We start from the raw sequence: 12,364 nt of genomic DNA, 5'->3' as shown, positions 1-12,364 counted from the left end.
CGGGCTTACTTGGCGGCGTTGGCCATGTAGTCCGAGGCGGCGATCACGTCGGCGTCCGGGCCGGCATAGCCGCCCTTGGGCGGCATCACGCCCTTGCCCTTGAGCGCAAAGTTGTGGACCGCATCCATGCCTTCCTTCAGGCGCGGCGCCCAGGCGGCCTTGTCGCCGAACTTCGGCGCACCCGCCACGCCGGCAGCGTGGCACGCGGCGCAGACTTGCTCGTAGACCTTCTTGCCGACTTCCGCCGAAGCGGCGGCCGGGGCGGCGGCAGCCGGCGCGGCAACTGCCTCGGGGGCCGCGGCCGTCGTCGGGGCGGCAGCTGCCGGGGCGGGCGGCTCAGGGAACTTGGCGCCGCCGGCATCGGCCATGTAGACCACGGCGCGGGCCAGCTCGTAATCGGTATAGTCGTCCGGGGTGCTGCCGGCGCGCGGCGGCATCGCGCCCTTGCCGTTGAGCATCGACTTCATCAGGCCGTCAAAGCCCTGGCCGATGCGTGCGCTCCAGTCCGCAGCGGTCCCGTACTTGGGCGCACCCGCCGCCCCCGTGGCGTGGCAAGCGGCGCAGATTTCCTTGTAGACCTGTTCACCGGTCTTGAACACGCGCGGCGCGTTCGGATCCTTGATTTCCAGCGATGCGACCGGCTTGATGCGGTCGTTGATGGCTTCTGCTGTGGTGCCCGCACCGGCACTTTCGGTCGAGCCGTGTCCGACAAAGTTGACCAGCAGAATGATCACGATGATCGGCACCAGGAAAGCCGCGATCACAACTGCGATCAGCTGCTTCGGCGTCTTGATGGGAGACTCGTGTTCGGGGTGTTCGTTGTGGACGTCGCTCATACAGAACTCTCAGTTTTGCAGGAAACCTTCTGGCCGCTCACGCTCGGCTTGCTTTTTCTGGCCCGATCCCGGCCATTTGCATGACCACTACCTGGCCCCATCCGGACCGCCCGTGCTGCCCTGCGGCCTTTGCCTGACTTGGGTCTGTTGCTATTTGCGTGCTTCGGACTGTCTCCCGGACCGGGCCCCGATTGTCACCGACAACGGGCCGCGCAACCTTGACCTTGATCGACTGGCGTCATGGATTGCACAGCGGGCACGATTTGACGCAAATAGTTGGCGATTATAGCGCCAAAGCCCCCTTGCCAGTGCCCAAAAGCGACGGTTCCGAGACGTCGCACGACGCCCCTGGCGGGCCCGCATGGACGGCATCGGGCAAAAGCGGTATCCTATGCGACTTCCCTGCGGCGGCATTCGCTGGCCGCAACCGCTGTACCCGCAAAACCGGTTGCAAAACCGTCCTGTGCGCCCGTAGCTCAATGGATAGAGTACTGCCCTCCGAAGGCAGGGGTTGCTGGTTCGATCCCAGCCGGGCGCGCCAAGATTTCCTTCCGATACGTGAAGTGATGGCCCTCGCCATCGGTGACCGCCCGTTCAGGCGGCGCTCCGGACTACCCGCCGACACCCGTCTTCCATAGCGCCATCGCCGCGATGTTCAGGACCACCGTCCCCCAGAAGTTCGCCTGAAACGCCGGCTTCCTGTTCTTGTGCCGAAGCAGGTGCTGGGCGGCAAGCGCGCCCGGCCAGCCGCCGCACAGCGCCAGCAGGTGCAGCTTGGCCTCAGGGATGCGCCATGCGTTGCGAGCCGCGCGCGCCTTGTCCGCCGCGTAGGCGAGAAACGCGAGGATGCTGGCGAGGACGCTTACGATACCGGCTTGCCGCGGGAGATAACCCGTGAGGCCGCATCCGACGATGACGACCAGGGCTGCCAGGCCGAGCAGGGCTGGCAGCAAGCTTGCCTCCGCGTTTTGGCTGGGCGCGCCCGCGATGGCAACGTCAAGCGCCTGCATCCGGCCATCCTTGCCTCGGGCGAGTTCGAAGCTGACGCGGTCGCCCGGCTTGGGCGTCACGGCGCGCGCCTGCAGCGCCGTGACATGGAAGAAGACATCCTTTGAGTCCGCGTGGACCTCGATGAAGCCAAAGCCCTTCGGGGCATGCCACGACTTGATCCGGCCCGCTTTTCTCATGTTCTTGACGTGTGCTGTACGAGGCATCAAGTGTAGGCGAACACCGGCTGGCTGGCGCCAGTAGGCGCTTGCTATGATGCCGCCATGACCGACGACCCCGTCATTCCCCACCACGAGTACCTGATCACGGCGATCCGCGCGCAAGGGGCGGGCGGCCAGAACATCAACAAGGTGTCCAATGCCGTGCACCTGCGCTACGACGTGCGTGCCTCCTCGCTGGCGCCCGACCACAAGGAGCGCCTGCTGGCGCTGCACGACCACCGCATCACGCGCGACGGCGTGGTGGTGATCAAGGCCCAGCAGTTCCGCAGCCTCGACCTGAACCGCGACGAAGCGGTGCGGCGGCTGCACGAGCTGGTGCGCAGCGTGGCCACGCCCCCGCGCGCGCGCCGGGCCACGCGGCCCACGCGGGCATCGCGCCAGCGCCGGCTGGAATCCAAGAGCCAGCGCAGCCAGGTCAAGGCGCTGCGCGGCCGGGTGCTCGACTAGTACCGCTTCAGTACGGCTTCAGTCCTCTGCCGCAGTCCTGCGTCAGATCTCGCTTTTGACCGTCGCGGGCGCCGGAGGCGCGGCCAGGTCGTCGCCGGCATCGGCCTGCGGCGGGCCGACGCGTGCGCCGGGGCGCCGGTAGGCGGGAAAGAAGCCGTTCAGGTCTTCCAGCGTGGTGTAGTCGCCGCCGGACAGTGCCACGTAGCGATCGGGGTCGACTACCAGGCGCTGGGTCCGGTACACATGGGTGTCGGGCGAAAAGCCGCGCTTGAACTCGAACAGCGAATCGTTGGCCGAGCCCAGCCCGCCGCCAAGGTGCAGGTAGTGCAAGCCATTGGTGCGGCCCCATTCGCGCGCGGCGTGGATCACGGTCTTGGTCGGCTGGCGATGGCGGTATTCCCAGTCCCAGGCCGACAGGTGGTATTGCATGATGCCGCTGCCATTGGCCACGGTGAACAGTGCCGAGCCAATCACGCAGCCCGCTTCCTCGGCCACGAACAGCAGCAGGTCGTCTCCGAGCGCGCGCTCCAGCGTGCGGTAGTACTGCGCATCGAAGAAGTAATAGGGCGACGCCTCCAGGCGCGTCATGGTCTCGTTGTACAGCTCGACAAAGCGCGGCAGCGTGGCGAACTCACGGTCCAGCCGTACCGTCACGCCGGCGCGCCGGGCGCGGTTGATGCCCAGTTTGTGGCGCGACTGCGTCTCCTGCCACTGCCGCTCGGGGCTCTTGGTCAGGTCCATCGACACCGTCTCGCCCTGCTCGACCACCAGCCCGAGACGGCTGTCCCAGCCGGCATTGAGCAGCGGGTGCAGGCGGATAAACCACGACACGCAGCCGTGCTCGCGCAGCAGCGCGATCGCCGCGCCCAGTGCGTCGTCGGCAAAGCGGGCAGGAGCATCGCTGCTCAGCACCGGGCCACCATAGCCATAGGCCGAGGTGGCATCCCAGCTGCCGCAGTCGAGGGGGCGGCGCACCAGCGGCACCAGCAACTCGTGGGTGCCGTCGGTCACCCGCACTGCGGCGGCGATGCCGTGGTCGCTGCGCTCGGCGGCGGTGTACCACCCAGGCGTGTGGTGGCAGTCGTGGCGACAGCGCGTCAGCGTGTCGCGCCACGCCGGGCTTCCCGGTTCCAGCAGGCTCGATTGCATCGCGCCCCCCCCTCAAATGACCGGCGCCGCGCGCGATAGCCGCGGCGCCAGTGCCTTAGGTGCGCCAGGTTTCAGCGCGCGGATTGCAGCGCGGCAATGCGCTGCTCGATGGGCGGATGGCTCGAGAACAGCGCCAGCCACGACTTGCCGCCGGCGATGCCCATCGCCTGCATGTTCTGCGGCAGTCCGTCCGGATCCAGGCCGCCCAGGCGGCGCAGTGCCGACACCATCGGCGTGGGCGAACCCATCAGGCCGGCGGCGCCTGCGTCGGCGCGGAATTCGCGGTGGCGCGAGAACCAGGCCACGATGATGCTGGCCAGGACGCCGAACACGATTTCGCAGACAACCACCGTGACCATGTAGCCGATGCCCGGCCCGCGCGATTCCTCGTCATTCTTGCGCAGCATCGAGTCGACGAAGTAGCCGACCACGCGCGCCAGGAAGATCACGAACGTGTTGACCACGCCCTGGATCAGCGTCAGCGTGACCATGTCGCCATTGGCCACGTGCGCCACTTCGTGCGCCAGCACCGCCTCGACTTCGTCGTGCGACATCGACTGCAGCAGGCCGGTAGACACCGCCACCAACGAGCTCTTCTTGGTCGCGCCGGTGGCAAAGGCGTTGGGTTCGCCGTCGTAGATAGCCACTTCAGGCATGGGCAGGCCAGAGCGCTGGGCCAGCTTCTCGACAGTTTGCACCAGCCACAGCTCAGTGCTGGTGCTGGGGTGGGTGATGACCTGCGCGCCGGTCGACCACTTGGCGATGGTCTTGGACATCAGCAGCGAGATAAAGGCGCCACCGAAGCCCATCAGCAGTGCGAATGCGAGCAGGGTGCCCAGGTTCAGGCCGTTGGCGGTCAGGTAGCGGTTCACCCCCAGCACGCTGGCGGTGATGCTGAGGACGAGCATGACGGCGAGGTTGGTCGCCAGGAAAAGCAATACGCGTTTCATGTGTATGGAGTGGAGCAGTACGGCGGAAAGGTGCGGACGAGCCGCGGACGCGTGCCTGGGCGCGGCACGCAGGAACGGGCGGGCGCGGTCAGGCCGCGCCGGTGGGATTCAGGCGCGCGGCGGACGCGGCAGCAGCGGCAGGTCGGGGTCAGGCAGCGGAGCGCCGGCATAGTGCGGCGGCCCCGCGCGGCCGGACCAGGCCGCAAGGTGCAAGGGAGGTGCCGGCAGTAGTTGCTCGGCGAGGTCGGCACCGGGCTGCAGTTGCAGCTCGGAGATTTCGGAGAAGGGTGACGGCTGGCCACCCGTGGCGGCAGCGTCGTCGAGGTCGGCGCTGCCAGTGGTGGGGGCCGATGCACCCGCCATCTCGGCAGGGGACGCTACGGCGTGCGCGAGCGTGTCCGCCCAGCCCTGGAACGGCAGGCAGGCCAGCATCACGATCAGAAGGAGAAGCCGAATGGAGCGCACGCGAGGACGGCTTGTCAGTAAGTGTTCAGCGAATTCTACAGGATGCGCCATGGCGCATGCGGCAAGCATGAGGGATACCACACCATGCGCAACCAGTTGCCCGGGGCGGCTCAACCCGGACCGGGAATCGCGCGCAAGGCGGCGCATCCGCCGCCTCTGCACGCTAGCCCGGACTGGCCTACACTATGGCCTACCCTGTAGTAGTTTCAGGGATTGTCCGGCCAGAGGGGAAACAATATGCGCATTGGCGAACTCTCCCGTACCAGCGGCTGCGATGTCGAGACCATCCGCTACTACGAACGCGAAGGGCTGCTCGACGCGCCCCGGCGCGAGGCCAACGGCTACCGCCGGTATGACGACGGCCACCTGGTCCAGCTCAACTTCGTGCGCCATTGCCGCTCGCTCGGCATGAGCCTGTCGGACGTGCGCCGGCTGCGCGAGTTCGAGCGCAACCCCTCGCAGGACTGCGATGACATCAATACGCTGCTGGATCGCCAGATCGCGCAGATTCATGCCCAGCGTGTGGCGCTGGAGGCACTGGAAGGGCAGTTGCGCGCACTGCGCGAGACCTGCCACCACCAACATCACCAGCCCGCCAGCGAGTGCGGCATCCTGCAGAACCTGCAGCAGGCCGCCGCCGGCGCCGCGTGCGAATGTCATCCGGACGTGCACGACCAGGGCCATGCCGCCAATGGGTGAGGCAAGCGCGCGCGTCACTGTGCTACGATGGCTATACCCGTGACCGCACCACAGCGGTGCACGTACCACGACGGCAGTGCACGCAGTAAGCAATGACTTACGAAGCATGCCAGACCCAGCAACAGACTCTGCCGTCGATCCCAACCCCTGATGATTTCTCGCGTGACCGTGCCTGATCGCCTGATGCCGCTGAACGACGTGCCTGCCCGCTTGCCGCGGACGGGCCGCCCGCGCGCGGCCGCGATCGCCATGGCCGCCGCCCTGCCTGAGCGCGCGCCGCGCGCGATGTCTCCCCGCCGGATCAGCGCACCGCCTGATTCCGCCCGGTTCCCAGCCTGATTCGTCCCCCACTGCGGGGCACCCGGGCCGAACCGGGCCCGAGCCAGCGTTTCCGTTGTTGCCGGCGCGCGCCCACGGGCCAGCGCCGGATCCGTTGATGTCTGCGCTACTGCGCAAAGCCAAGACCTGACTGCGCCCCCCCCCGCCTGAACGCAGGCCGCCGGGCCGCGCCTACCCTGACTGCCGGAGGAACCTGCCATGACGGCCAACCAAGCCACCCCGACCAATCCGACGCTTTACCTGACCGAACTCGACATCACCCGCCTGGAGCGCATCGCCAGCCGCGCCGGCTCGGCGCAGCTCGAAGAATTACTGGACGACCTGCTGGCACGCGCCACCATCGTCGCGCCGGACGAGATCCCGACCGACGTGGTCACCATGAACTCGCGCCTGGTGTGCACGCTGCCGGGGGAGCATTCGCCGCGCAACTGGACGCTGGTGTATCCGGACGCCGCGGACTTCGATGCCGGCCGGCTCTCGGTGCTGTCGCCGGTGGGCCACGCATTGCTGGGCGCACGTGCCGGGCAGACCGTCAGCTACCAACTGCCGGACGGCCGGGAGCAGCACGTCACGATCGACGAAATCGCGTTCCAGCCCGAAGCGAGCGGCCAGTACACCCTCTGAGCCAGCTCCCCGTGCGTGCCGCCGGCGCCACGTGCCGGCCGTCGGGGGTGCGCACCGTTGGCGATCCGTGGACACCATTCATCCGCAAGCCTGTCGTTTCACGACTCGCAACGCACCATTCGTCGCAGCGGTATTTCTGCTTGCGGGGACTGTGACTAACCTTCAATCCGTGCTCGCATCACAACGTAGATTGCAGAGCGGCCGGAGTTTTAACCGGTCACATACCAAGAAAAGCCGAAATCAGTTGAAGGAGTCCCAAAATGATCGCCAGACGTATCCTTGGCGGCGCGCTCGTGTTCGCGGCTGTCGCCGCGTCCGCTGCGGCGTTGGCTGCCCCCGCTGCCAGCAAGGTTGGCAAATTTGATGTGTATGCCGACGCGCTGCGCGTAGGCAAGTACGACGTGTACACGGACGGCGCCAAGCAAGGCAAGTTCGATACGTACACCGATGGCGCCCGTACCGGCCGCTTCGACTCGTTCTCGGAAGGCTCGCGCAGTGGTGGCAAGTTCGACACCTTCAGCGAAGGCACGCATACCTTCAGCGGCGAGATCTCGAAGCAAGGCAAGTTCGATACCTTCAGTGAAGGTACGCACACCTTCAGCGGCGATATCGCCGACCGCGCGCTGGACAACTCGCGCAGCGGTGACGGTTCGCTGTACGGGTATCGCGTCTGATCTTCACGGGTCTTCTCCAGGACCCCGGGCGGCCACTGCGGTGGCCGCAAGTTTTCTCTCCCGCCTGCCCGGCCGACCTCCTCCTCCTTCTCTCTTCGCCTGGCAGGCGATTTTTCCTTCCTGACCGATCCCCGGCACTTGCCGTGCGCGCCTGAGCGTCTTGTCGATGGCGTTTGCGTTGCCTCGCTGCCATCCTACGCCGCCGTCGTTTGCTGCAAGCGTGGCGACCTGCGCGCGATCGCCGCGTAGAGCAGCGGCACCGCCAGTGTCCCCAGCACTGTTGCACCCAGCATGCCGCCGAGCACGCCGGTACCGACCGCCTGCTGCGCGCGTGCGCCCGGGCCGGTGCTGATCGCCAGCGGCACCACGCCGAGCACGAACGCCAGCGAGGTCATCACCACCGGCCGCAACCGCTGGCGCGCGGCACGCGTGGCGGCTTCAACCGTGCCCATAGCGCCCGCACTGCCACGGCGCAGCTGTTCGGCGTACTCGACGATCAGGATCGCGTTCTTGGCGGCCAGCCCCAAGGATCACCACCACGCCCACCTTGAAGTAGACATCTGGGCATGCCGCGCAGGAAGATCGCCGCGGCAGCGCCCATCAGCCCGGTCGGCACGATGGCGATCACCGCCAGCGGCAGCGTCCAGCTTTCATACAGCGCCACCAGGCACAGGAAGATAAACAGCAGCGACAGCGCAAACAGCCACGGCGCCTGCGTACCGGTCTGCTGCTGCTCGAAGGCGCGGCCGGTCCAGCGCACGTCGTACTCGAGGCGGGCCCGGACAACGCGACCGTCACATTGCCGGTACCCCTCCGGCGTCGGGGGTGGGGCCGGAACTCAGAGATCGCGCGAGGCGAAGGTATCGCACTTGCGGATGTCGCCTGACTCGATACCGCGGCGCAGCCAGCGCACGCGCTGCTCGCTGGAACCGTGGGTGAAGGCCTCCGGCACGACATAGCCCTGCGACCGGCGCTGCAGCCGGTCGTCGCCGATGGCGGCGGCGGCCTTCAGGCCTTCCTCGATATCGCCCGGCTCCAGCAGTTGCTGGTTGGCGCGCTGTGCGGTGGCCGCCCACACGCCCGCCAGGCAGTCGGCCTGCAGCTCCATGCGCACTGACAGCTGGTTGGCCTGCGCCTCGCCCATGCGGCGGCGCGCGGTATCGACCTTGTCCGAAACACCCAGCAGGTTCTGCACATGGTGGCCGATCTCGTGCGCGATCACATACGCCTGGGCAAAGTCGCCGCTAGCGCCGAAGCGCTGGCGCAGCTCGTCATAGAACGCCAGGTCGATATAGACCTTCTGGTCGCCGGGGCAGTAGAACGGGCCCATTGCCGACTGGCCCGTGCCGCACGCGGTCGGCGTCGCGCCGGAGAACAGCACCAGCGTCGGCGGCGCGTAGCGGCGGTTCAGCTCGGTCTCGAAGATGTGTTGCCAGGTGCGCTCGGTATTGCCCAGCACCTTGCGCGTGAAGACCGTCATCTGGTCCGTCGCCGGCGGGCGGTTGACCTGTTGTTGCTGCGGCGGGCCGGATCCCTGCAGCACCGACGCGCCCTGCATGATCAGCGTCGGATCGATGCCAAAGAAGTACGACGCGGCCAGTGCAACGATGACGGTGCCGATGCCGATCGTCTTCCCGCCGACACCGCCGAATCCGCCGCGGCGGTCTTCAACGTGCTGGCTTTCGGCTTCGTCATCTAGGCGCATGGGGGCTCCGGGAGAGTAGGGTTTCTGGCGAGGTGCAGGTGGCAACCAGTATAGCAATCGGGGGTAGCGGATGCCGCTGAGCGCGACCGTTGCATTCCGGACAGCGGCGGGCCGGTCTTCGTTAGCGCACTTTCGCTTTGTGCGCCGCCATGGCGGCAGCGCACAAAAAAACACCACCTGCTCGCCCTGGAGTCGGGCAACGCAAGTGGTGTGCGGCAAAACAAAGAACCGGGCTCGCGCCCGGTTCCGTCACTGCCTGAAGGTCCCGGGCCGGGAACGCTATCGGTTCGCTCAGGCCAGGGCAGCCTCGCGCGTGGCAGGCGTGGTGGCTGCGGCGCTGGCGCCGACCTCCGCCACGCGCAGCAGGTTGGTGGTCCCGCCCTGCCCGAACGGCATGCCCGCGGCGATGGTGATCTGGTCACCCGGCGCGGCGTAGCCTTCCACCAGCGCCGCGCGCGTGGCGGCGTCGACCATTTCATCGACGCTCTGCACGTCCGGGCTCACGGTCGAGTGGATGCCCCAGGCAATCGCCAGGCGGCGCGCGATCTCCAGGTTCGGCGTAATGCTGACGATGGGCGCGCACGGCCGCTCGCGCGCCGCACGCAGCGCCGTGGCGCCAGACGAGGTGTAGGTCACCGTCGCGGCCGCGCCGATGATCTGCGTGACTTCGCGCAGCGCCGCGCAGATCGCATCCTGGCGCGTGTTCAGCGGGGTCTCGTGCTGGGCGTCGAGCAGGTTGCGGTACAGCGGGTCGCGTTCCACCTCGGTGACGATGCGGTTCATCATCGACACCGCCGGCACCGGGTAGCGGCCGTTGGCCGACTCGGCCGACAGCATCACCGCGTCGGCGCCTTCATAGATGGCGCTGGCCACGTCCGACGCCTCGGCGCGCGTGGGCACCGGCGAGTCGATCATCGATTCCAGCATCTGCGTGGCGATCACCACGGGTTTGCCGAGCTGGCGGCACACGCGCAGGATGCGCTTCTGCACGCCCGGCACGCGCTCCGGCGGCAGCTCCACGCCAAGGTCGCCGCGGGCCACCATCACGGAATCGGACACGCGCACGATCTCTTCGAGTTGCTGCAGCGCGGCCGGCTTCTCGATCTTGGACAGGATGCCGGCACGGGTGCCGACGATCTCGCGCGCTTCGACGATATCGGACGGGCGCTGCACGAACGACAGCCCGATCCAGTCCGCGCCCAGCGACAGCGCGAAGTCCAGGTCCTTGCGGTCCTTCTCGGTCAGCGCGGGGATGGGGATCACGGCGTCGGGCACGTTCACGCCCTTGCGGTCGGACAGCGTGCCATTGTTGACCACGCGCGTGGTGATGCTGCCGGTGGACACAGACTCGACCGACAGGCGCACCTTGCCGTCGTCGATCAGCAGCGACTGGCCGGGTTGCGCGGCCTCGAACAACTCGGGATGCGGCAGGTAGACGCGGGTGCCGTCGCCCGGCGTGGGATCGCTGTCGAGCACGAACACATCGCCCGCGCGCACCGCGACCTTGCCGGCGGCGAAGGTGCCGATGCGCAGCTTGGGGCCCTGCAGGTCGGCCAGCACGCCGATGGGGCGGCCGGTCTCGGCCTCGACCTGGCGCACGGCGTCGTAGCGCGCGCGGTGGTCCTCGTGCGTGCCGTGGCTGAAGTTGAGCCGGAACACGTCCGCGCCAGCCTCGAACAGCGCGCGGATCACCGCGATGTCGGTGCTGGCGGGGCCGAGCGTGGCCACGATCTTCGCTTTGCGCTGGCGTCTCATGATGTCTCCTCTTCCATTCTCGAGTGGCGCGCCACATGGCGCGCCGGATGATGCTGTTCAGGTGAACTACTGGTTCGGTACGGCTTTGCTGCGATGCTGCGGACGGCTTACACGATCAGGATGGCGCGGAAGTCGTTCACGTTGGTACGGGTCGGGCCGGTGACGATCAGGTCGTCCACGCCGGCAAAGAAGCCGTAGCCGTCGTTGTTGTCCAGGTGTGCGCGCGCCGACAGGCCGCGCGCGGTGGCGCGGGTCAGCGTGTCGGGCGACAGCAGCGCGCCGGCGTTGTCCTCGGAGCCGTCGATGCCATCGGTATCGCAGGCGATCGCATGCACGCCGGCCAGGCCATCGAGTGCGACGGCCAGCGACAGCAGGAACTCCGCGTTGCGCCCGCCGCGGCCCTTGCCGCGCACGGTCACCGTGGTCTCGCCGCCGGACAGCAGCACGCACGGCTTGCTGAAGGGTTGGCCGCGCTGTGCGATCTGGCGCGCGATGGCGGCATGCACTTCGGCCACCTCGCGCGCTTCGCCTTCGATGCAGTCGGACAGGATGTGGGCTTCGTAGCCGAGTTCGCGCGCACGCGCGGCGGCGGCTTCGAGCGATTGCTGCGCGGTGGCCAGCGTCGCGCTGCGGTGACCTTCGAAACGCGCGTCGCCGGGCTTGGGCGTTTCGCCCGCGCCGCTTTCCAGGTGCGCGCGCACATTGGCCGGCACTTCGATGCCGTACTTGGCGATGACGGCCAGCGCATCGGCGCAGGTGGTCGCGTCGGGCAGCGTCGGGCCGCTCGCGATCAGCGTGGGATCATCGCCGGGGATATCGGAAATCAGCAGCGTCTCGACGCGTGCCGGCGCGCAGTGCAGCGCCAGGCGGCCGCCCTTGAGCGCGGACAGGTGCTTGCGCACGCAGTTCATCTCGCCGATGCTCGCGCCGCTCCTGAGCAGTGCCTTGTTGACGGCCTGCTTGTCGGCCAGCGTCAGGCCGGGGGCGGGCGCGGCCAGCAGCGCCGAGCCACCACCTGAGATCAGGCACAGCACCAGGTCGTCGGCCGTCAGGCCCTGCACCAGTTCTACCATCCGTTGCGCGGCACGCGCGCCGGCTTCGTCGGGAACGGGGTGGGCGGCTTCCACGACTTCGATGCGCTTGCAGTCGGCACCATGGCCGTAGCGCGTCACCACCAGGCCCGACAGTTCGCCTTGCCAGTTCGCCTCCACCGCCTGCGCCATCGCGGCGGCGGCCTTGCCGGCGCCGATCACCACGGTGCGGCCCTTGGGCGGCACGGGCAGGTGCGGGGGCAGGCAGTGGCTGGCGCTGACGGAGGCGACCGCGGTATCGAACAGGTCGCGCAACAGCGCGCGGGGATTGAGCTGTCCGGGATTGGCTGCCGTGCGCTGGGGCGACAGCAGGGCGGCTTGGGGTTCGGTGACGAGCATGAAGAATCCTGGTGCTGACGGGAAAAGCGTGTCGTCCCCGCAGGGCGGGGACGACGTGGTTG

At 68.0% G+C, this 12,364-nt stretch carries 12 protein-coding genes, 1 tRNA gene and 1 pseudogene; 5 read left to right on the top strand and 9 right to left on the bottom strand.

Annotation, left to right across the window (positions count from 1 at the left end; genetic code table 11):
- Positions 1-5: 5 nt before the first annotated feature.
- Entirely contained in the window at positions 6-836 is an 831-nt protein-coding gene (locus ABNX08_RS20445) for a c-type cytochrome (protein ID WP_349604409.1), read from the bottom strand.
- Positions 837-1,301: 465 nt separating this feature from the next.
- On the opposite strand from ABNX08_RS20445, the gene ABNX08_RS20440 reads away from it, so the two are divergent.
- Positions 1,302-1,377, top strand: a tRNA-Arg gene (locus tag ABNX08_RS20440).
- 70 nt (positions 1,378-1,447) lie between these two features.
- Here ABNX08_RS20440 and ABNX08_RS20435 read toward each other — a convergent pair.
- The gene (locus ABNX08_RS20435; RefSeq protein ID WP_022536969.1) at positions 1,448-2,023 is read right to left on the bottom strand and encodes a cold shock and DUF1294 domain-containing protein; all 576 of its coding nucleotides are present in this window, start codon (positions 2,021-2,023) and stop codon (positions 1,448-1,450) included.
- Between the two features lie 84 nt (positions 2,024-2,107).
- On the opposite strand from ABNX08_RS20435, the gene arfB reads away from it, so the two are divergent.
- A complete protein-coding gene (gene arfB, locus ABNX08_RS20430) occupies positions 2,108-2,512 on the top strand; it encodes an alternative ribosome rescue aminoacyl-tRNA hydrolase ArfB (protein WP_022536968.1) in 405 nt (134 codons plus the stop codon).
- Positions 2,513-2,554: 42 nt separating this feature from the next.
- Here the strand turns inward: arfB and ABNX08_RS20425 are convergent, their stop codons facing one another.
- From ABNX08_RS20425 to ABNX08_RS20415, 3 genes are all read right to left on the bottom strand, one after another.
- Complete coding sequence (locus ABNX08_RS20425) at positions 2,555-3,661, bottom strand: GNAT family N-acetyltransferase (RefSeq protein WP_349604411.1); 1,107 nt, start codon at positions 3,659-3,661, stop codon at positions 2,555-2,557.
- 71 nt (positions 3,662-3,732) lie between these two features.
- Positions 3,733-4,611 (bottom strand): protease HtpX, encoded by an 879-nt coding sequence (gene htpX / locus ABNX08_RS20420; RefSeq protein WP_041681178.1) that lies wholly within the window; start codon positions 4,609-4,611, stop codon positions 3,733-3,735.
- Between the two features lie 108 nt (positions 4,612-4,719).
- Complete coding sequence (locus tag ABNX08_RS20415) at positions 4,720-5,076, bottom strand: hypothetical protein (RefSeq protein WP_349604413.1); 357 nt, start codon at positions 5,074-5,076, stop codon at positions 4,720-4,722.
- A gap of 237 nt (positions 5,077-5,313) precedes the next feature.
- Here ABNX08_RS20415 and ABNX08_RS20410 point away from each other — a divergent pair, with 237 nt between their 5' ends.
- From ABNX08_RS20410 to ABNX08_RS20400, 3 genes are all read left to right on the top strand, one after another.
- Entirely contained in the window at positions 5,314-5,775 is a 462-nt protein-coding gene (locus ABNX08_RS20410) for a Cd(II)/Pb(II)-responsive transcriptional regulator (RefSeq protein WP_022536964.1), read from the top strand.
- 537 nt (positions 5,776-6,312) lie between these two features.
- Positions 6,313-6,738, top strand: coding sequence for a nucleoside diphosphate kinase regulator (gene rnk, locus ABNX08_RS20405; protein ID WP_022536963.1), 426 nt, complete (start codon positions 6,313-6,315; stop codon positions 6,736-6,738).
- 260 nt (positions 6,739-6,998) lie between these two features.
- The gene (locus tag ABNX08_RS20400) at positions 6,999-7,412 is read left to right on the top strand and encodes a hypothetical protein (RefSeq protein ID WP_349604414.1); all 414 of its coding nucleotides are present in this window, start codon (positions 6,999-7,001) and stop codon (positions 7,410-7,412) included.
- Between the two features lie 194 nt (positions 7,413-7,606).
- On the opposite strand, the pseudogene ABNX08_RS20395 reads toward ABNX08_RS20400, so the two are convergent.
- The 4 genes and pseudogenes from ABNX08_RS20395 to ABNX08_RS20380 form a co-directional block, all read right to left on the bottom strand.
- A pseudogene (locus tag ABNX08_RS20395) lies at positions 7,607-8,181 on the bottom strand (efflux RND transporter permease subunit); the annotation flags it as partial.
- Between the two features lie 69 nt (positions 8,182-8,250).
- Positions 8,251-9,117 carry a neutral zinc metallopeptidase gene (locus tag ABNX08_RS20390; RefSeq protein WP_041681174.1) on the bottom strand — a complete coding sequence of 289 codons (867 nt, stop codon included), beginning with the start codon at positions 9,115-9,117 and terminating at the stop codon, positions 8,251-8,253.
- Positions 9,118-9,408: 291 nt separating this feature from the next.
- Positions 9,409-10,872 (bottom strand): pyruvate kinase, encoded by a 1,464-nt coding sequence (pyk, locus tag ABNX08_RS20385; RefSeq protein ID WP_022536958.1) that lies wholly within the window; start codon positions 10,870-10,872, stop codon positions 9,409-9,411.
- Positions 10,873-10,979: 107 nt separating this feature from the next.
- Positions 10,980-12,302, bottom strand: coding sequence for a glycerate kinase (locus tag ABNX08_RS20380; protein WP_349604416.1), 1,323 nt, complete (start codon positions 12,300-12,302; stop codon positions 10,980-10,982).
- Positions 12,303-12,364: the final 62 nt, after the last annotated feature.

The organism is Cupriavidus sp. DF5525, assembly GCF_040149425.2.
Lineage (GTDB): Bacteria > Pseudomonadota > Gammaproteobacteria > Burkholderiales > Burkholderiaceae > Cupriavidus > Cupriavidus pickettii_A.
Note: the sequence above shows the minus strand (reverse complement) of the source record. Positions and strands in the feature narration are given on the sequence as shown.

Excerpts from the sequence above, each read along its gene's own strand:
- htpX (WP_041681178.1), bottom strand. The coding sequence starts at position 4,611 with ATGAAACGCGTATTGCTTTTCCTGGCGACCAACCTCGCCGTCATGCTC.
- ABNX08_RS20390 (WP_041681174.1), bottom strand. The coding sequence starts at position 9,117 with ATGCGCCTAGATGACGAAGCCGAAAGCCAGCACGTTGAAGACCGCCGC.
- ABNX08_RS20380 (WP_349604416.1), bottom strand. The coding sequence starts at position 12,302 with ATGCTCGTCACCGAACCCCAAGCCGCCCTGCTGTCGCCCCAGCGCACG.
- rnk (WP_022536963.1), top strand. The coding sequence starts at position 6,313 with ATGACGGCCAACCAAGCCACCCCGACCAATCCGACGCTTTACCTGACC.
- pyk (WP_022536958.1), bottom strand. The coding sequence starts at position 10,872 with ATGAGACGCCAGCGCAAAGCGAAGATCGTGGCCACGCTCGGCCCCGCC.
- ABNX08_RS20400 (WP_349604414.1), top strand. The coding sequence starts at position 6,999 with ATGATCGCCAGACGTATCCTTGGCGGCGCGCTCGTGTTCGCGGCTGTC.
- ABNX08_RS20410 (WP_022536964.1), top strand. The coding sequence starts at position 5,314 with ATGCGCATTGGCGAACTCTCCCGTACCAGCGGCTGCGATGTCGAGACC.
- ABNX08_RS20435 (WP_022536969.1), bottom strand. The coding sequence starts at position 2,023 with ATGAGAAAAGCGGGCCGGATCAAGTCGTGGCATGCCCCGAAGGGCTTT.
- arfB (WP_022536968.1), top strand. The coding sequence starts at position 2,108 with ATGACCGACGACCCCGTCATTCCCCACCACGAGTACCTGATCACGGCG.
- ABNX08_RS20425 (WP_349604411.1), bottom strand. The coding sequence starts at position 3,661 with ATGCAATCGAGCCTGCTGGAACCGGGAAGCCCGGCGTGGCGCGACACG.
- ABNX08_RS20445 (WP_349604409.1), bottom strand. The coding sequence starts at position 836 with ATGAGCGACGTCCACAACGAACACCCCGAACACGAGTCTCCCATCAAG.